This window comes from Flavobacterium sp. T50_26, assembly GCF_057652995.1.
Genome location: NZ_JBYFCC010000027.1, coordinates 18,879 through 37,291 on the forward strand (window position 1 = coordinate 18,879; position 18,413 = coordinate 37,291).

The following is an 18,413-nucleotide window of genomic DNA, read 5'->3' on the forward strand; positions in this document are numbered from 1 at the left end:
GGTCTGGTTTTTGATTTAAGTTGTGTGTTGCCGATAACTGATAACTGATAACAGACAACGGATAACAGAAAACAGAAAAAATGGGGTCGACCGGTTTTGACAGCGGGTGGAACTAAACGGTAAGCACGTCGAGCATTGGACATTTGGCTCGTAAATATCAAGGTTCACAACTTATAAACGGCGAAAATAATTACGCTTTAGCTGCTTAATCTGAATTATAGTAAGATTTGCCTCGTTCCTACTAGGTAGGAAAGCTGGATTCTCCTCAAAAGCCTTGGTTTGTGGCGTTTGATTAAGGAGAACTGTAAAAATAAACCTAGGACGGGTAAAGCTTTAAATCCCTTCTGACAACTATAAAGCTAAGCAAGAAGTGGCTGCCTTTGGCCTTGCTTTTTGTCGAAAACCCAATCAGAGGATAAACGCGTAGAAAGCTTTTTGGTTGCTTGTTTGGACGAGAGTTCGATTCTCTCCGACTCCACATTATTACTTACATTTTAAACTAAAACCCTGCAAATCGTATGATTTGCAGGGTTTTTTGTTTTTACTACTCTTCAAATTATTCAATAAATCGTTTTTCATCGGTGCTAAAATCGGTGACCCACAAAAAATTCAATTTTAGGGACACCGAATTTCTTGTCAGCCCAATGATAGCAACCAGTTCAAAAGATGAACATCTTGTATTGAAAAGAATAAAAAAGTAATTTGATAACATAATTTGGTCACCACAAAATGAAACATAAACTGTCAATACTTTTCTTCGTGAAAAGTTCTAAAGCAACTAAAAGCGGATTAGTTCCTATTTATCAAAGAATCACAATCAACGGTGCTAGAATAGAATTAAGCACATCAAAATTTGTAGAAAAATCAAAATGGAATGCTTCTGCAGGTAAAATTAAAGGAACTAATGAAGAAGCAAGGCTAATAAACAGTCATCTTGATATTCTCAGAAGCAAAGTATATGAAACTGAAAATTGGATGATTAATAATAATCAGGATATTAATGCACAAACTTTCAAAAACAAATTTCTTGGTGTTGAGGAAAAAGAACGGCAACTCATTCTAATCTTTGAAGATCATAACAAGCGAATGAAAGAATTAATTGGTTCTACCTTTGCCAATAATACTTTCAAAAAGTATGAAACAACACTAAGTCATACTAAAGAGTTTCTAAAATTTCAATACAATCTAAACGACATTTCAATTAAGCGGGTTGACATTGCATTTATAAATGACTTTGATTTCTTCCTACGAAATACAAAGAAATGCAACAACAATTCTACAATTAAATACATCCGGAATTTTGGAAAAATAATTAAACAATGTTATGTAAACGGATGGTTAGAAAGAGACCCATTGCTAAATTACAAAGGAAAAGTAAAAGAAATTGAAAGAGTCTATTTAACCCAGGAAGAAATTGAATTACTTCTCAATAAAGAATTTAAAATCAAACGGCTGGAATTGGTTAGAGATATGTTCCTATTTAGCTGTTTTACCGGGTTAGCCTACATTGATGTTTATAATCTAACGAACTCAAATATAATCATCGGCATAGATGGCGAAAAATGGATTTCAACAAAAAGACAAAAAACAGAAAGTCCCTCTAGGATTCCAATTCTACCGGTTAGCCAAATGATTATTGATAAATATGAAAATCATCAACAATGTAAAAATGAAGGGAAGCTCCTCCCTATTCTATCCAATCAAAAAATGAATGCTTATTTGAAAGAACTAGCCGATATTTGCGAGATCGATAAAGAACTTACTTTCCATATCGCCAGACATACTTTTGCTACTACTGTAACACTTACAAATGGCGTACCTATTGAATCAGTCAGCAAAATGCTTGGCCATAAAAACATTCGTACTACCCAACACTACGCTAAAGTTTTAGATAAAAAAGTAAGCGAAGATATGAAGGTTTTGAAAGATAAACTTCTTAAAACAAATAACAATAAAAGTGAAATAGCTTAATGGTTTTAACAAATTCTTAGTTGAATTTGATTTAAAACTATGTACTTTTGTGATGTTTTGATTTAATAATGAAAAAATTTCACATTATAGTAGTTTTATTTATAGGTATGCTCTTTATACCTAATAATGCTATTGCATGTGGTGTCAAGAGTTCAAAAAAATGTTGTGGAACAGAGGTTTCTTGCTCCAAAACAGAAAAAAATAATTGTTGTTGTAGCGATAATTCCAATAGCGGAGAAAGCAAAGGATGTAATGGCAATTGCGATAACTCTCTTTGCGGATGTGCATCAACCTGCACCACTCCAACAGTTAGTTTTTTACCAGAAATTAATTTTGAGCCCCGTGTTTTTAACTTCACTACTGTAGAAAAAGTTAATTTTCCAAACGCTTCACCGTCTATTTCAGATGGTTTTTACTCTATTTGGCTAATTCCTAAAATAAGCTAAATTCATTTTTTGACAGCCAAAAGTGTGTCAAAAAGATAGCCTTTTTTGCTATCCATATACAAATTCATACAGTTATAAATTATGCTACATCACTAATAATGATGTGATAGCCTTTACATCAACTGTAATTCATTAAAAATTATTTTTATTAACTAATTAAAGTACTCGCTTTGATCAAATATCATTTAAAATGAAAAATTCATTTTTAAACATAATGATAGTAATCTGTGTATTGCTATCAACTACAACAAATGCACAAATTAAGAATGCTACAACCGAGACAGTTAAAATTTACGGTAATTGTGGCATGTGTAAAACAACAATAGAAAAAACAGGTAATATCAAGAAAATAGCTAAAGTAGATTGGGATCAAGATACTCAAATGGCTACTTTAACTTATGACACAAAAAAAACAAACCAGGATGAAATTCTAAAAAGAATTGCCCTGGCAGGATATGATAGTGATAAATTTCTTGCTCCGGATGATGTATATAACAATCTTCATGGATGCTGTCAATATGAAAGAGTGGCAAAAGTTCCTGTTAAGGAAGAAATCGGGATAGCGACTACCGAAGTAAATGCTAGTCATAGTAATCATTCTGAATCAGCCAACGTCGTGGCAGAGAATGAAGATCAATTGAAAGCAGTATTCGAAAATTATTTTCTAGTAAAAGATGCATTAATTGCCTCAGATGCAACTAGAGCCGCTTCAGCTTCAAATGAACTTTTGAATGCTGTAAATACCATCAAAATGGACAAACTTGAAATGGATGTTCACATGGTTTGGATGAAAGTTCTCAGTTCAATAAAAGAAGATGTAAAACAGATTGGAGACAGCAAAGACATTAAACAGCAACGTCAACATTTTTCAAATGTATCAAAAGATATGTACAGTCTAATGAAAGTAGCTAAATATGAATCACCTATTTACTATCAATTCTGCCCAATGTATAACGATGGAAAAGGTGCCAATTGGTTAAGCAAGGAAAACGCTGTAAAAAATCCATATTATGGGTCAATGATGTTGAGTTGTGGTAAAACGGTAGAAACTATAAAATAAGTAAAATGAAAAAGCTATTTTTTATATTTTTCATAATGGCCAATACTTTTATAGTAAATGCACAAATAAAAGTTGGAGACAAATTACCCGCTATCAAACTAAAAAGCAGTCGAAATAGTGACGTGAACTTAACATCATTTCAAGGAAAATATATACTCATAGATTTTTGGGCATCATGGTGTGGTCCGTGTCGGTTAGGTAATAAAAAATTAGTAAAACTCTATAGTGAAATTAGTCCTGATAAGATAGAAATCATTGGAATATCCATCGATACAGACGCTAATAAATGGCTAAAAGCCATCGAAAAAGACAAAATAAAGTTCACCCAATTAATTGATCCCAAAGGGTTTGATTCGAACACAGCTGTTCTATTTGGCGTGGAGGAATTACCATCTAAATTCTTATTTAGTCCTGAAGGTATTTTAATTGCAACCAATCCTACAGAGGAAGAAATAACCAAATTAATTAAAAAATAAAAAATACGATGAAGAAAATAAATAAAGCATACATAGTAATCGCATCAATAATTTTAATGTTTTCACTTAAAAGTAATGCACAAATTATAAAAGCGGAAATAAGAGCAACGGGTTTAACTTGTTCAATGTGCTCCAATGCAATAAATAAGCAGTTAAAAAGCATGCCCGAAGTGGCTTATGTAGAAACCGACTTAAACACAAACACATTTACAGTAACATTAAATGAAGGCAATAATTTAAGTCCAAAATCTTTTAAGGATAAAGTAGAAAATGCAGGTTTCTTCATAGGTTCCTTAATTATAACTGCAAAATCGGAAACCATTGCTAATGGTTCCTATATTTTGATGGATAGCAATTCAAATAAATCGGGTGATATTAAATTTCAAGTGTTAGATAAGGGCTATGTAACTGAAAAAGAGTTCAAAAAACTTTCTAAATCAAACAAGGATGTTGCTACCTACTCGGCTAACAATGAAGATGATTTTCACATTAAAATTGTTAAGTAATGAAGAGGATTTTTTTAATTCTTGTCGCAATGTATTTTCAAAATACCGAGGCACAAGAGCTGTTTGTGGTAACGGATCCCGCTAGTAATGTTCCTGCAAATTCGCTTGCCGTTAATGTGATGCAATCTCTTTTCAAGGAAGAATTTCAATCAGGCTACAATTACCATTTTATGCCTGAAGTCACGTATGGTTTTAATAAAGATTTAATGTTTCGGGGTTCTGCTTTCATAAGCAATAGAAGTAATCAATTGGTTACTGAAGGAGGAAGTTTTATGGCTAAATATCGCTTTTATTCTACAGATGATTTAAACAGTCATTTTAGAATGGCTGCCTATGGTAGGTATAGCTTTAACAATGCAGACATTCACCAAGAACAAATAGACATACTAGGTCACAATACCGGTTTTGAAGCAGGAATTATAGCAACTAAATTGATAAAAAAAGTAGCAATTAGTTCATCAGTAAGTTTTGAGAAAGCATTAGACAACAAACCTAGCTATCCTTTTCCAGACAACCTTGGTGATAATGCAACAAATTATACGCTGTCATTTGGTAAATTAATGTATCCTAAAACGTACACCAGTTTTAAACAAACGAACATTAATCTAATGGTTGAATTTGTCGGACAAACTATTAATGAAAATGGTAAATCCTATTTAGATGTAGTTCCTGCAATACAGTTTATTTTCAATAGTCAAGCTCGTGTAGATTTTGCCTATCGTCATGAATTAATGAGTTCAATGGTCAGGTCAGCTCCAAATGGATTTTATTTCAACCTCTATTATACTTTTTTCGATTTAAAGCGTAAAAAATAATTTTAAAAACATACACATGAAAACACTTTTTTTAACTGCCTTTTTAGCAATCACTTTAGTTTCTTGTAATCATAAAACTAAAGAAAAACACAATAATACTTCAGTTAATTCAAACGAGATATTTGCATGTCCAATGCACCCAGAAGTTACTGGAAAAAAAGGAGAAGACTGCTCAAAATGTGGTATGGAATTAACCGAACCGGTTGCTCAAAAAGAAGCTACATCCAATCACAATGATGAAGCTCACGAACATAAAGATACAGCAACAACACAAGCAACTAAAGTTAAGGAAAACACACAAGTTTCTCAAACAGCTAATTCTTTTTCGACTTCCAAAATCATTAGTGATTATTTAAAACTTAAAAATGCTTTAACAGAGGATAATGCCAAAAATGCTTCAACATCTGCGAAGCTATTGTTAAAAACATTAAATACTACAGATATTTCTTCAGTGGACATCAAATTAAGAAAAGATCTTCAAGATATTATTCAAGATGCGAAAGAACACACAAAACATATTGGTGATAATTCAAATAAAATTGACTACCAAAGAGAACATCTTGTATCGCTAAGCAAAGACATAAATGATTTAGCAAAACAGTTTGGGAGTAAACAAAAATTATATCAAGATTTTTGTCCAATGGCAAATGAAGGCAAAGGGGCTATTTGGATTAGTGAAACAAAAGAAATAAGAAACCCATATTATGGTTCTGAAATGTTAAGCTGTGGTTCAATTAAAACAACCTTTTAACAATGAAACTATACATTAAAAACATGGTTTGTGACCGATGCAAATGGGTCGTGAAAACAGAAATTGAAAAGTTAGGTTTCAAAGCAAATGTCATTGACTTAGGCGAAATTGAACTCGAAACCGACATTGAACCTGATCAAAAAAAACAAATTAAAGAAGCATTAGAAAAATTTGGTTTTGAATTAATCGATGATAAGAAAAGTAGAATTATCGAAAAGATAAAAGCACTTCTCATTGATGTTACGCAAAACAAAAATGCTGATTTAAGTAAAAACTTGTCATTATATATAGCTGAACATCTAAATCAGGATTATAGTAAATTGAGTAATTTATTTTCTGAAGTAGAAGGAATAAGTATCGAGAAATACTTTATCAACCTAAAAATTGAAAAAGCAAAAGAACTAATCATGTATGATGAATTAAGCCTAAGCGAAATTGCAGATATGCTAAATTACAGTAATGTAGCACACTTAAGCAATCAATTCAAAAAAGTAACCGGATTTACACCGAGTTATTTCAAACAAATAAAAGTCGCCAAAAGAACTCAAATTGATAAATTATAAATTGTGTAAATCATAACCATAATTCTACAAATCATAACCGGTTTTTCAACAGAACTTTGCATTATAAATAAGATAAAGATGAAAACAGAAAAATCACATTCGTATGCAATACCATTGGAAAATGTTGAAAGTGAACATTGTGCTATGATTGTTGACAAAGGATTACAATCAGTTGAAGGTATTACTAGTCATAAAGTAGAATTAAATAATAAACAAGCCGTAATTGAATCCGAAAAGCCTGAGATAGCGATTCCAGATGCTGTTAAAGCCATTCGTGACTTGGGTTATGATGTTTCAACAACAACTCAAACAATACCTGTACTTCAAATGACTTGTGCTTCTTGTGCAGTAAGCGTGGAAAGTGTAATTCAATTTTTACCGGGTGTTGTAGCTGCTTCCGTTAATTATGCATCAGCAGAAGTTAAAGTTGAATATATTCCAAGTTTGGTTTCATTAGAAAAAATGCGTGAAGCAATCCAAAGTATTGGTTACGATTTATTCTTAAATCAAAGTGATGTCAATCAGGAAACCTTAGAGGATATTCATAATAGAAAGCAGAAGCAGTTAAAAATCAGAACTTTCGGTGCTATACTTCTGTCTGTGCCATTGGTTGCAATTGCTATGTTTTTTATGAATATTCCCTATGCAAATTATATCATGTGGGTTTTAGCAACACCTGTAATTATTGGTTTTGGTAAAGATTTTTTCATCAATGCTTGGAAACAATTAAAGCATCGTTCAGCAAATATGGACACTTTAGTGGCGTTGAGTACAGGAGTGGCTTACATTTTTAGTGTGTTCAACACGCTTTTTCCAAATTATTGGCATTCAAAAGGATTACATGCACACGTTTATTTTGAAGCTGCAGCAGTAGTCATCGCCTTTATTCTTTTAGGAAAGCTATTAGAAGAAAATGCAAAAGGGAATACATCATCAGCAATTAAAAAATTAATTGGTTTACAACCTAAAACAGTCACAATAATCAATCAAGAGAATGTACAAACTCAATTACCAATCGAACAAGTTACCGTAGGAATGACAATTTTAGTAAAACCCGGTGAAAAAGTAGCTGTAGATGGTATAGTGGTTCAAGGAAGTTCTTTTGTTGATGAAAGTATGCTAAGCGGTGAACCCATTCCCGTAAAAAAGGAAGTAAATGACAAAGTATTTTCCGGAACAATTAATCAGAAAAGTAGTTTCCAATTTAAAGCTGAAAAAGTAGGTGCTGATACGATGCTTTCCCAAATTATAAAAATGGTTCAAGATGCTCAAGGTAGTAAAGCACCAGTGCAAAAAATGGTAGATAAGATTGCTAGTATTTTTGTTCCGATTGTCATTGGAATTGCCATTTTATCACTAATAGTATGGATAATTTTTGGAGGACAAGATGGATTCACACAAGGGTTATTAGCCTTAGTAACTGTTTTGGTTATTGCGTGTCCGTGTGCGTTAGGTTTAGCTACTCCAACCGCAATTATGGTAGGAGTTGGAAAAGGTGCAGAACAAGGAATTTTAATTAAAGATGCCGAAAGTTTAGAATTAGCAAAGAAAATCGACGCAATAATTTTAGACAAAACAGGAACTATTACAAAAGGAAAACCTGCTGTAACCAATGTTGTTTGGACTGAGGAAACAGAAATTTTAAAACAGATCTTGTTAACCATTGAAAAACAATCGGAACATCCATTGGCGGAAGCGGTTGTCCATTTTTATAAAGATGTAAATACAGTTGCAATCCATCATATCGAAAGTATTACCGGCAAAGGAGTTAAAGCAGATTTTAAAGGTCAAAATTATTTTATTGGTAACCAAAAACTGCTCATAGAAAATAATATATCAATAGATAAAAATCTGGAACTAAATGCATCAGAATGGTTAGCAGAAGCCAAAACTGTAATTTGGTTTGCTGATGATAAAAAAGCATTAGCTGTTATGGCAATTGCCGATGAAATCAAAGAAACATCCATTGAAGCAATCAAGGAATTGCAAAAGATGCATATTGAAGTGTATATGCTCACAGGAGATAATAGTAATACTGCTAAAGCTGTGGCTGAAAAAGTGGGAATTACAAATTTCAAAGGAGACGTTTTACCAAAGGATAAAGCGGATTTTGTAAAAGAATTACAATCTAAAGGGAAAACAGTAGCAATGGTGGGTGATGGTATAAATGATAGTACCGCTTTAGCACAAGCCGATGTAAGTATTGCAATGGGAAAAGGAAGTGATATTGCCATAGATGTGGCAAAAATGACGATAATTTCTTCCGATCTTACTAAAATCCCAATAGCCATAAAGCTGTCAACTAAAACGGTAAATACCATCAAGCAAAATCTATTTTGGGCTTTTATCTACAATATTATCGGAATTCCAATTGCAGCAGGAATTCTATATCCAATAAATGGGTTTTTGCTTAATCCGATGATTGCAGGAGCGGCAATGGCTTTAAGTAGTGTGAGTGTGGTTGCAAATAGTTTGCGACTGAAATATTATAACTAATTTAAAAATAAAACAAATGGAAAATAACACCTTAAAATTCAAAACAAATATCAACTGTATGGGTTGTGTGTCCAAAGTGACACCGGAATTAGACAAACTTATAGCTATTGAAAATTGGGAAGTTGACATCAGAAATAAAGATAAAGTTTTGACTGTGGAAGCATCTTCAGACAAACAAGACGAAATAATCTCAGCAGTTGAAAAAGCAGGGTTTAAAATTGAGAAAATAAATTCTTACTAACAATGAAGAAGCCATTATACAAAACAGTTTGGTGGCTTTCTTTAATAGAATAATCATAAAATGAATAATCAAAATAAGCTTTTCAAAAAACTGTTGCCGATACTAATCCTTGTTTTGGCTACACAAACGCTGTTTTCACAAAACATAGTTCGATACGATCTATATGTTAGAGATACCATCGTAAACTTTTCCGGTAAAGATAAAAGAGCCATTGCAGTGAATGGTCAAATTCCGATGCCAACACTTACTTTTACGGAAGGTGACATTGCTGAAATTTATGTGCATAACGAATTAAAGGAAAGCACTTCTTTGCACTGGCACGGACTATTTTTACCCAATAAAGAAGATGGTGTGCCTCATCTCACTCAGATGCCGATTGAACCGGGAACTACTCATAAATATACGTTTCCTATAATTCAAAACGGAACACATTGGTATCATAGTCATTCCGGTTTACAGGAACAAATCGGGATGTATGGTATGTTCATAATGAATAAAAAAGAAAATGATAAAACATTCCGAAAAGGAATCGATGATATACCAGCCATTCCAATAATTTTAAGTGAATGGACGGATTTAAAACCTGAGAATGTGCACAGAATGTTACACAATGCTTCCGACTGGTTTGCGATAAAAAAAGGTTCTACCCAAAGTTATGCAGAAGCCATCAAACAAGGGCACTTCAAAACAAAAATCGGTAACGAATGGAAACGAATGAATGCTATGGATGTGAGTGATGTGTATTATGAAGAGTTTCTCATTAACGGCAAAAATGAAAGTCAGTTAACCCAGTTCAAAGGTGGCGATAAAGTGCGACTTCGCATTGCAAACGGTGGTGCATCCTCTTATTTTTGGCTAACGTATGCCGGTGGAAAAATTACTGTAGTTGCCAGTGATGGTAACGATGTAGAGCCTGTGGAAGTGGATAGATTGTTAATTGCAGTATCAGAAACGTATGATGTTATAGTGACAATTCCTGCCGATAACACTTCGTATGAATTTCTAGCCACAGCTGAAGACAGAACAAAATCAGCTTCTTTATACCTTGGTGGTGGTATCAAACAATTAATTTCTCCATTACCAAAATTGAACTATTTTGAAGGAATGAAAATGATGAACGATATGATGAAAATGAACGGAGAGTTAAACGATATGGGAATGCAAATGTCATTAAACCAAATGGATATGAATGCGGTGATGTATCCGGAAATAACAGGTGAATCTACAATGAAAAGTAATGATAAGAAAGAAATGAATCCCGATCATTCCAATCATAATCAAAACCACGGCAATGAAATGACAGCGATTAAAACGCTTAATTATGCCATGCTGAAATCTACAGAAAAAACAACGTTGCCTAAAGATGCTCCGGTAAAAGAACTTCGTTTTGAATTAACCGGAAATATGAATCGCTATGTTTGGAGTTTAGACAATAAAGTAATTTCAGAAATTGACAAAATTTTAATCAAAAAAGGTGAAAACGTCAGGATTACACTCTACAATAATTCTATGATGCGTCACCCTATGCATTTACACGGTCACGATTTCAGAATCATTAACGGTCAGGAAGAATACGCTCCTTTAAAAAACGTAATGGATTTAATGCCGATGGAAACTAACGTTATTGAATTTAATGCGAATGTAGAAGGCGATTGGTTTTTCCATTGTCACATTTTATATCACATGATGGCAGGAATGGGTAGAATTTTTACTTATGAAAACCAAGAGCCAAACCCACTAATTCCAAATCCTAAATTAGCAGAACGAAAGCTATTTGCAGACGATAGAGCTTTTCACATCATGGCTGAAAATGATTTTGCAACCAATGGAAATGATGGTATGGCGATGATACAAAATACACGTTGGAGTTTAGGAGCGGAATGGCGTTTAGGCTACCACGATATGCACGGCTACGAAGCAGAATTTCATTTAGGAAGATACATTGGAAAAATGCAATGGTTGATGCCTTTTATTGGTTTCGACTGGCGATACAGAAAGATGAACGGTGAAGTTGAAAAAAACATCTTCGGTCAAGAAAACACGAAAGACAGAAGAGCAGTTTTAAGTGCCGGAGTTAATTACACATTACCCATGTTGGTGATGGCTCAAGCAGAAGTTTTTCAAGATGGTAATGTTAGATTACAATTAATGCGAGAAGATATTCCCGTTTCAAAACGTTTAAGAATGGGATTTATGGTTAATACTGACACCGAATATATGCTTGAAGCAAAATACATTCTAGCAAGAAATTTTAGTATCAGAACACATTACGATAGCGACATGGGATTTGGAGTAGGTCTGAATTTGAATTATTAAAATATATTTTAATTATCTTTGAAAAAACAATTAATTTCAAGATGAAAAAAATCAATTCTAAAACGTTGTATCTACTTGTATTTACTCTATTTACAATGTTTACTGCAACTGCTCAAAATACAAATCAAAAAGCAATAATTAAAACTGTATTACATTGTGATCATTGCAAAGTATGTGAAACTTGTGGTATGAAGTTCAAAACAGAAATGCTGAAAATAAAAGGTTTGAAAGCATATCAGTTGGATGATGAAAATATGACTTTCACAATCTTTTACAATGAAAAGAAAACCGATTTACAAACGATTAAAGTAGCCATCTCTAAATTAGGTTATGATGCAGATGAAGTAAAAGCAGATCCTGAAGCTTATGAAAGTTTAGACGATTGTTGTAAAGCATAATCTATATGGAAAACACCAAATCACATTGGGAAAATGTTTTTGCAACTAAAAATCCAAACGAAGTAAGCTGGACACAAAAATATCCTAAAACATCTATGAATTACATTGAAAGTCTGGGACTTTCTAAAACCGCCAATATCATTGATATCGGTGGCGGAGACAGTAATTTAGTAGATGCTTTACTAGAAAACGGATATGAAAATATTTGGGTTTTAGATATATCCGAATTTGCCTTAGAAAAAGCCAAACTACGTTTGGGAGAAAAAGCAGATAAAGTGCATTGGATTGTTTCAGACATTATAGAATTCCGTACAGAAAGTAAGTTTGATTTTTGGCACGATAGAGCGGTTTTTCATTTCTTAACAGATAAAGAAAGCATCGATAAATATGTAGCTTTAATCAATAATGCAGTAGCTGACAATGGTAATTTCCTATTAGGTACTTTTTCTGAAAACGGACCACTTAAATGCAGCGGTTTAGAAATTAAACAATATTCTGAAAACACAATGAAACAAACCTTCAAGGAAGCTTTTGAAGCAGTAAAATGTTTCACAGAAAATCATACTACACCATTCAATACCGTTCAAAATTTTCAGTTTTGTGGTTTTAAAAAAATACCCTAATGACATTCTAAACAAAACAAATTGACATTTTAAACAAAACACTCCTTTTAGTTTCCCTATAATTTTGTCCTATAACTTTTAATTATAAAGAAAATGAGACACAACAATTATCAAGGAAAATTACAACAACCAATTGCTTCAGTATTTAATGCAAAATCAACTACCGCCGAAGTAATAAAAGGAGCTGACCTTACGGGTAAAATTGCCATTGTAACAGGTGGAAATACAGGCATTGGTCTTGAAACCACTAAAACACTAGCAGCGGCAGGAGCTCTTGTCATTGTTGCAGCAAGAGACATTGAAAAAGCAAAGAAAAATTTGGAAGGAGTTGCCAATGTTGAAATTGAAGCGATGGATGCAATGAATCCTTCTGCTATTGATGCATTTGCTGTAAAGTTTTTAGACAGTAATAGACCACTTCATCTGCTGATTCATAATGCAGGAATTATGTGGGTTCCTTTAAGATATGACAGTCGTGGGTATGAATCACAATTAGCAACAAATTACCTAGCACAATTTCACCTTACGGCACGATTATTTCCGGCACTCAAAAAAGCTAACGGTGCAAGAGTGATTAATGTATCTTCTCTTGGACATCAAATGGCACCATTCAACTTTGAAGATCCAAATTTCCTTAGTAGAGAATATGAAACCTTGCAAGCCTATGGACAATCCAAAACTGCTAGTAATTTATTTGCTCTTGAATTAGACAATCGTGCAAAAGAATTCAATATTAGAGCTTTTTCGTTGCATCCGGGATCCATTGGTGGTACTGAATTAGCTCGGGAAGCTTCACTCGAAATGTTTCAAAAAATGGGTTTTTGTGATGAAAACGGGAACATTCTCCCTGAAGTTGCCGCAAATCTTAAAACGATTCCACAAGGTGCTGCCACTACGATTTGGTGTGCCACCAGTCCTTTGCTCGATCATTTCGGCGGTGTGTATTGTGAAGATTGTAACATTGCTCCATTAGCAAATAAAGAGAGTGTTGGTTCTAAAGGCGTAGAACTTTATTCGTTAGATGAAATGAATGCTAAAAGACTATGGAAATTAAGCGAAGAACTCACGGGTTTGAGCTTCAACATACTATAAAAATTTTTGCTACTTTTATCAAGGGAAGTAATCTACTTCCCTTTTATTAATTTATCTGCAATGGATCATATTTCAAAATATTTAACCTCTGAAATTAAGCTATCAAGCTACGATGACAAACTGTTTAAATCAGACATGCTATTTGATGAACACATGTTAGTTTGGTTCATTTCTGGCGAGACCAAAATTATTATAAGCGACAAAACGTATTTCTTCAAAACAGGTGACATTTTTCTGATTCCAAGAAACCAACTCGCTACCATAATTAATTATCCCAAAAACGGACTTCCGCATAAAACGGTTGTCATGCATCTTTCGAAGGAAAGATTAAAAAAGTTCTACGAAAAAATCGAAATCAAGAAAGAACAAACTCCCGAATCTAAAATTTATAGTTTTCATAACCATCCCTTATTAGAGAGTTGTTTGGCTTCGGTCATCCCTTATTTTGACGTAGAAGGAAATTTTCCGGAAAGTATTGCCTCCCTAAAAATTACCGAAGCTATAACTATCCTCAGAGAAATTGACAAAAGCATCGATATCATTTTGACTAATTTTGATGATCCGGGCAAAATTGATTTAATCAACTTTATGGAAAAAAATTTTATGTTTAACATGCCTCTCGAAAAATTAGGCTATTTAACGGGGCGAAGTCTCTCCACTTTCAACCGTGATTTTAAAAAACTATTTAATACTACACCTCAAAAATGGTTAACCAAAAAAAGATTAGAACTAGCCTATTATCAATTAACAGAGAAAAAGAAAAAACCATCAGATATTTATCTCGAAGTAGGTTTTGAAGATTTATCCCATTTTTCATTTGCTTTTAAAAATCAGTATGGTGTTTCACCTTCGAAAATGATTTAGTGAAAATACAAATATTTCAGTAGTAAATTCACGAATTACATACTATAAATTTAGGATTCTATCACTCAAAAAGCAGCAACAAAAACAGAAATAATTTCAATAAAAAAAAGTTAAAAATCATAGTGCTGTATTCCAGAATCAAACACCTCTAATTCTAGAACCTACTACTGTAAAACCCAGTAAATTCAACAGCTTACATTGTTTTTAAAAAAGCAAATAGTAGAGTAGTAAATTCCCGAATTTCACACATCAAATTCAGAAATCCATCACTTAAAAAAATACAATATCGTAAACAAAAAAAGAAAAAGATAGTACTCGATTCAGGAATTAAAACACCGGAATACTTGCAAAAACTACCTGTATAACTACAAAGCCTGTTATTTCATAGATCACTTGAAGATACCTAAAATTGTTAAGTATTTCGCAATTAAAATAGTTTGCCAATTGATATAACTACTCAACTATTTTTAATCTCGATTCGTCATGCTCTTTAAAAGCATTACTTGCCTCTAATATAGCTTCTAAATCATCCATACTAGTTGCTTTTAATGATGCACTAAATTGTTGTGCTCTTTGCAACATTCTTATGTAAACTGTTGGATTATTATTTCTTGTGAGTAGTCGTAAAGCACCCAAATAATCATCACGATAAACAGTCGGAATTATAATTCGGGTTTCGCTGGCACTAACCAATTCAGCATTCATCATTACTCGTGCTATTCTGCCATTGCCGTCTAGAAAAGGATGAATCTCACTAATTACAAACATCATATAGGCTGCTCTGGCAAAAGGATTGGTTAAAGCCTGATAAAAATTAAAAGCTTCTATTATAGTTCCTCTAACTAAATCAAAGTTCACAAAATGAGTAGTACCCGCTCTGTTATTTTTATCCTTAAATTCTCCGGGCTTTTTAGATACCCTTGCAGATAATAATATTTTATGACGATATTGGATAATGCTTAATAAATCATCCGCCGTAGCCGGAATTATACTCATTTCTTTTATATCCCGAACAATATTATAGGTTCCCAATATATCGTGCGAATCCTCATCACGGTCGGGCATAGGTGTTGCGGTCTCTATAATTTGTTTTGCTTCATCCAATTCAAATATAGTTCCTTCAATATAATTGGAAAAGTAAGCTTCAAAAAATGCAAAATTTCGGAATGCTGTTTTACTCAAATTTTGATCGGGTCTGCTCACAAATTCCTGCTTTTTTAAGGCAATGAATAATAGCTCAAAAAGACGGATTCGATTTTCATCAAACGGTCTGCCAAATACTCTTGCAATGGCTGATGATGAACTTAGAAGTTTTGAGGATTTAGTAGATAATAAAGCACCTATGAGTTTGTTTAGCTTTTCAAACTCTGTCTGCATTCCTAAAGATTCCGCCAAAGACCTTGCTTTATCTCTTAGGGCATTTAGCCCTTCTTCTCCATTTATTTTTATAACTTGTTCCAGTTTTTCTTCAAGTTCTGGTAATGTTATGGTTTTTGATGCTGGTCCAACTTGTCTTGAAACTTGTAGATTTTCAAGAAAGGCTCTCTCTTTCTGTGAAACATATAATTCTCCATTAAAAGGGTTATCGCCATCAATAGGTGGTGGCCCCTCCATAAAACGCAGTGTCAAGCCGGGTAACTCTATTTTTTTGGTGTAGCTGTAGGTAACAAAGAGATGACCGATGGATGTAGGATTAAATTCCAAAGCCGACCGGTGACTCAACAAAGAACCGGGATAAAGTGCTCCTAATATTTTTGGATAATGTTTCTTGATAATAACTTCAGGACTTTCTTCTAAATTTGTTGTATAAATTCTTGGAGCTATTTTACGAATAATTCCAGACTTTTCTAATTTTGAAAGCCTCTTGCTTACTGCTGAATCACTCGAAGAAAAAAGGATTTCAGGCAGTTCATTTTGTAAAATATTTTCCATTATAATCGCTTTGATTTACAAAAATAGAAAATATCTTCCATTATAACGCCTTTTTTGGAAAATATTTTCCATCATAAAAAACATCATCAGTAAAAATATTCCACTATAAACAATGACTCGCTATTAAAAAGAAAATTTTTTCCACTAAACAATCATATTTAGACAATTTTTTCCATTATAAAACTATGCTTTTCATAACTTAATCTAGAATTCAAATAAACTTTAACTACACCCACTTAAAAAAAACATTCAGCCTTAATTTCAGATATACACCATTTGCATAACACTACACATTGTGTAGTAAATAGCAAACAAAATAGAGTTCTTAAAGAAGATTTCATTACTACACAAAAATACCACGCCCTCCACATCCACAGCTTCTCCCCCTCCTTCTTGTCCCGTCCGGAGGTGGATAGGCAGAGCTCGGGTGAGGATAAAAACCAAATTCAAGCACAATTCCAAAGTCCCTCTCCTTTGGAGAGGGATTTAGGGTGAGGTTAAAAAATCCAATTAAATTACTCAAATATCCACAAACTCTCAGCACACCATCTCCCTCTCCTTCAGCGATGGCTGGGCTGAGGATAAAATTGACACATCGACACATCACCAAATTGCCCCATTCCCAACTTTCCCTACCTTAGCACCAAATTTGCCCATTATGCACCTCCCCCATTCCCACAGCCTCCCAGTCGCCAAACTGGCAGCTTCCTTTGCAAACACCTCAGCAACCTATAAGTTCTATTGGCTGTTGAGCATAATCGAATTAGTAGAAGAAGAGCAAACAACCATTCAAAAAAAGCAACTCTTTGCCCGAATGATTAGTAATGCCTGGTACACCGTAAATTACTTCCATGTATCATTTGGAAAACAAGATGTAATACAACAAGCAGTACAAACCATACGCGAACAGGAAAAGCTTACTATCGACTGCAAGAAAACAACACTGCAAACCATTTTAGAAAATTCTCCCTTAAAATCCACACAACAAACTCTATCACATTTCAACAAAAACGTACCACATTGGTTCCTTACTCCATGGTTCAACAAAGCAAAAGGAGAAATTGACACAACCTTCCGCAATAGAATATACAGTCTTTCACAAAATTTTGAAAACGATTGCCTGTATGCTCTCTATGAGAATCATATTACCATCAACCCAATATGGGTGGACTATATAAAAGCAAATGCTAAAATTTTAAAAGATTTCATCTATTGGAATTTGACACTTTTTTTGCAAGTTCGAAATCCCAGTGTGCCGGATATTGCCAATAAACTCATCAAGCCGCCTTTTAGAGGGTCACTAACCAATCAGCGAAAAAACTATTGGGACATAGTTTTCAAAGAAGTGGGAACAATAGAGTGCATTTTCACACAAACACCCTTAGCCATAGACAAATATGCCCTAGACCATTTTATTCCCCATGCCTTTGTTTCGCACAACTTAATATGGAATCTAGTGCCAATTGATAAAAACTTTAATTCATCCAAAAGCGATAAACTCCCTATAATGGAAACGCATTTCGATAGCTTTTTTAAGATTCAAAAAACAGCTTTCGAAATCATAAGCCACTACAGCCCAAAAAACAAACTACTGGAAGAATACATTTCGCTTTTCCCTGATGATAGCAGTACATCGGGCTTTAATTACAACCGTTTTAAAGAAAACATTCAGCCGTTAATTACGATGGCTCATAATAATGGGTTTGGGTATTTATGATTATACTCAAAAAATAGTAATGTTATGAATTTACAATATTGTATACGATGAAAACAAATATATCCGATGTAGATAAAACCACATCATTAAGTATATATTCTTTAAGCTAAAAATAATTTTATAAGGTATACCTCATTTGCTATTCA

17 protein-coding genes and 1 other RNA gene are annotated in these 18,413 nt (G+C 33.5%); 17 read left to right on the top strand and 1 reads right to left on the bottom strand.

The window, feature by feature from the left end; genetic code table 11:
* The first annotated feature begins 82 nt into the window (after nt 1–82).
* The 16 genes from ssrA (at nt 83) to AC23MC_RS14215 (ending at nt 14,618) form a co-directional block, all read left to right on the top strand.
* Nucleotides 83–481: a transfer-messenger RNA gene (gene ssrA, locus AC23MC_RS14140) on the top strand.
* A 248-nt stretch (nt 482–729) separates the two neighbouring features.
* Nucleotides 730–1,971 carry a site-specific integrase gene (locus AC23MC_RS14145; RefSeq protein ID WP_487569012.1) on the top strand — a complete coding sequence of 414 codons (1,242 nt, stop codon included), beginning with the start codon at nt 730–732 and terminating at the stop codon, nt 1,969–1,971.
* A 68-nt stretch (nt 1,972–2,039) separates the two neighbouring features.
* On the top strand, nt 2,040–2,417 hold the full coding sequence (locus tag AC23MC_RS14150; protein ID WP_487569011.1) for a hypothetical protein: 378 nt from the start codon (nt 2,040–2,042) through the stop codon (nt 2,415–2,417).
* A gap of 214 nt (nt 2,418–2,631) precedes the next feature.
* The gene (locus AC23MC_RS14155) at nt 2,632–3,477 is read left to right on the top strand and encodes a DUF3347 domain-containing protein (RefSeq protein ID WP_487569010.1); all 846 of its coding nucleotides are present in this window, start codon (nt 2,632–2,634) and stop codon (nt 3,475–3,477) included.
* A 5-nt stretch (nt 3,478–3,482) separates the two neighbouring features.
* Nucleotides 3,483–3,953 carry a TlpA family protein disulfide reductase gene (locus AC23MC_RS14160; protein ID WP_487569009.1) on the top strand — a complete coding sequence of 157 codons (471 nt, stop codon included), beginning with the start codon at nt 3,483–3,485 and terminating at the stop codon, nt 3,951–3,953.
* Nucleotides 3,954–3,961: 8 nt separating this feature from the next.
* Nucleotides 3,962–4,459, top strand: coding sequence for a heavy-metal-associated domain-containing protein (locus tag AC23MC_RS14165; protein ID WP_487569008.1), 498 nt, complete (start codon nt 3,962–3,964; stop codon nt 4,457–4,459).
* A complete protein-coding gene (locus tag AC23MC_RS14170; RefSeq protein ID WP_487569007.1) occupies nt 4,459–5,274 on the top strand; it encodes a hypothetical protein in 816 nt (271 codons plus the stop codon). The genes AC23MC_RS14165 and AC23MC_RS14170 overlap by 1 nt, the downstream gene beginning before the upstream one ends.
* 16 nt (nt 5,275–5,290) lie before the next feature.
* The gene (locus tag AC23MC_RS14175; protein ID WP_487569006.1) at nt 5,291–6,025 is read left to right on the top strand and encodes a DUF3347 domain-containing protein; all 735 of its coding nucleotides are present in this window, start codon (nt 5,291–5,293) and stop codon (nt 6,023–6,025) included.
* 2 nt (nt 6,026–6,027) lie between these two features.
* Nucleotides 6,028–6,588: a helix-turn-helix domain-containing protein gene (locus AC23MC_RS14180; RefSeq protein WP_487569005.1), complete on the top strand. Its 561-nt coding sequence runs from the start codon at nt 6,028–6,030 to the stop codon at nt 6,586–6,588.
* 78 nt (nt 6,589–6,666) lie between these two features.
* The gene (locus AC23MC_RS14185) at nt 6,667–9,084 is read left to right on the top strand and encodes a heavy metal translocating P-type ATPase (RefSeq protein WP_487569004.1); all 2,418 of its coding nucleotides are present in this window, start codon (nt 6,667–6,669) and stop codon (nt 9,082–9,084) included.
* A 16-nt stretch (nt 9,085–9,100) separates the two neighbouring features.
* A complete protein-coding gene (locus AC23MC_RS14190; protein ID WP_487569003.1) occupies nt 9,101–9,325 on the top strand; it encodes a heavy-metal-associated domain-containing protein in 225 nt (74 codons plus the stop codon).
* A 60-nt stretch (nt 9,326–9,385) separates the two neighbouring features.
* Complete coding sequence (locus tag AC23MC_RS14195) at nt 9,386–11,641, top strand: multicopper oxidase domain-containing protein (RefSeq protein ID WP_487569002.1); 2,256 nt, start codon at nt 9,386–9,388, stop codon at nt 11,639–11,641.
* 41 nt (nt 11,642–11,682) lie between these two features.
* Nucleotides 11,683–12,039, top strand: a complete 357-nt coding sequence (locus AC23MC_RS14200; RefSeq protein ID WP_487569001.1) for a hypothetical protein — start codon at nt 11,683–11,685, stop codon at nt 12,037–12,039.
* 5 nt (nt 12,040–12,044) lie between these two features.
* Entirely contained in the window at nt 12,045–12,662 is a 618-nt protein-coding gene (locus AC23MC_RS14205) for a class I SAM-dependent methyltransferase (protein WP_487569000.1), read from the top strand.
* A 93-nt stretch (nt 12,663–12,755) separates the two neighbouring features.
* Nucleotides 12,756–13,754, top strand: coding sequence for an SDR family NAD(P)-dependent oxidoreductase (locus AC23MC_RS14210; RefSeq protein ID WP_487568999.1), 999 nt, complete (start codon nt 12,756–12,758; stop codon nt 13,752–13,754).
* A gap of 60 nt (nt 13,755–13,814) precedes the next feature.
* Nucleotides 13,815–14,618: a helix-turn-helix domain-containing protein gene (locus AC23MC_RS14215; protein ID WP_487568998.1), complete on the top strand. Its 804-nt coding sequence runs from the start codon at nt 13,815–13,817 to the stop codon at nt 14,616–14,618.
* Nucleotides 14,619–15,071: 453 nt separating this feature from the next.
* Here the strand turns inward: AC23MC_RS14215 and AC23MC_RS14220 are convergent, their stop codons facing one another.
* Nucleotides 15,072–16,550, bottom strand: coding sequence for a Fic family protein (locus tag AC23MC_RS14220; protein WP_487568997.1), 1,479 nt, complete (start codon nt 16,548–16,550; stop codon nt 15,072–15,074).
* Between the two features lie 658 nt (nt 16,551–17,208).
* Between AC23MC_RS14220 and AC23MC_RS14225 the strand changes: the two genes are divergently transcribed.
* On the top strand, nt 17,209–18,267 hold the full coding sequence (locus tag AC23MC_RS14225; protein WP_487568996.1) for an HNH endonuclease domain-containing protein: 1,059 nt from the start codon (nt 17,209–17,211) through the stop codon (nt 18,265–18,267).
* The last annotated feature ends 146 nt before the right edge of the window (nt 18,268–18,413 follow it).

Coding starts and splice junctions, on each gene's coding strand:
- AC23MC_RS14205 (WP_487569000.1), top strand. CDS start 12,045: ATGGAAAACACCAAATCACATTGGGAAAATGTTTTTGCAACTAAAAAT.
- AC23MC_RS14190 (WP_487569003.1), top strand. CDS start 9,101: ATGGAAAATAACACCTTAAAATTCAAAACAAATATCAACTGTATGGGT.
- AC23MC_RS14170 (WP_487569007.1), top strand. CDS start 4,459: ATGAAGAGGATTTTTTTAATTCTTGTCGCAATGTATTTTCAAAATACC.
- AC23MC_RS14200 (WP_487569001.1), top strand. CDS start 11,683: ATGAAAAAAATCAATTCTAAAACGTTGTATCTACTTGTATTTACTCTA.
- AC23MC_RS14175 (WP_487569006.1), top strand. CDS start 5,291: ATGAAAACACTTTTTTTAACTGCCTTTTTAGCAATCACTTTAGTTTCT.
- AC23MC_RS14220 (WP_487568997.1), bottom strand. CDS start 16,550: ATGGAAAATATTTTACAAAATGAACTGCCTGAAATCCTTTTTTCTTCG.
- AC23MC_RS14155 (WP_487569010.1), top strand. CDS start 2,632: ATGATAGTAATCTGTGTATTGCTATCAACTACAACAAATGCACAAATT.
- AC23MC_RS14150 (WP_487569011.1), top strand. CDS start 2,040: ATGAAAAAATTTCACATTATAGTAGTTTTATTTATAGGTATGCTCTTT.
- AC23MC_RS14165 (WP_487569008.1), top strand. CDS start 3,962: ATGAAGAAAATAAATAAAGCATACATAGTAATCGCATCAATAATTTTA.
- AC23MC_RS14195 (WP_487569002.1), top strand. CDS start 9,386: ATGAATAATCAAAATAAGCTTTTCAAAAAACTGTTGCCGATACTAATC.
- AC23MC_RS14215 (WP_487568998.1), top strand. CDS start 13,815: ATGGATCATATTTCAAAATATTTAACCTCTGAAATTAAGCTATCAAGC.
- AC23MC_RS14185 (WP_487569004.1), top strand. CDS start 6,667: ATGAAAACAGAAAAATCACATTCGTATGCAATACCATTGGAAAATGTT.
- AC23MC_RS14160 (WP_487569009.1), top strand. CDS start 3,483: ATGAAAAAGCTATTTTTTATATTTTTCATAATGGCCAATACTTTTATA.
- AC23MC_RS14210 (WP_487568999.1), top strand. CDS start 12,756: ATGAGACACAACAATTATCAAGGAAAATTACAACAACCAATTGCTTCA.
- AC23MC_RS14225 (WP_487568996.1), top strand. CDS start 17,209: ATGCACCTCCCCCATTCCCACAGCCTCCCAGTCGCCAAACTGGCAGCT.
- AC23MC_RS14145 (WP_487569012.1), top strand. CDS start 730: ATGAAACATAAACTGTCAATACTTTTCTTCGTGAAAAGTTCTAAAGCA.
- AC23MC_RS14180 (WP_487569005.1), top strand. CDS start 6,028: ATGAAACTATACATTAAAAACATGGTTTGTGACCGATGCAAATGGGTC.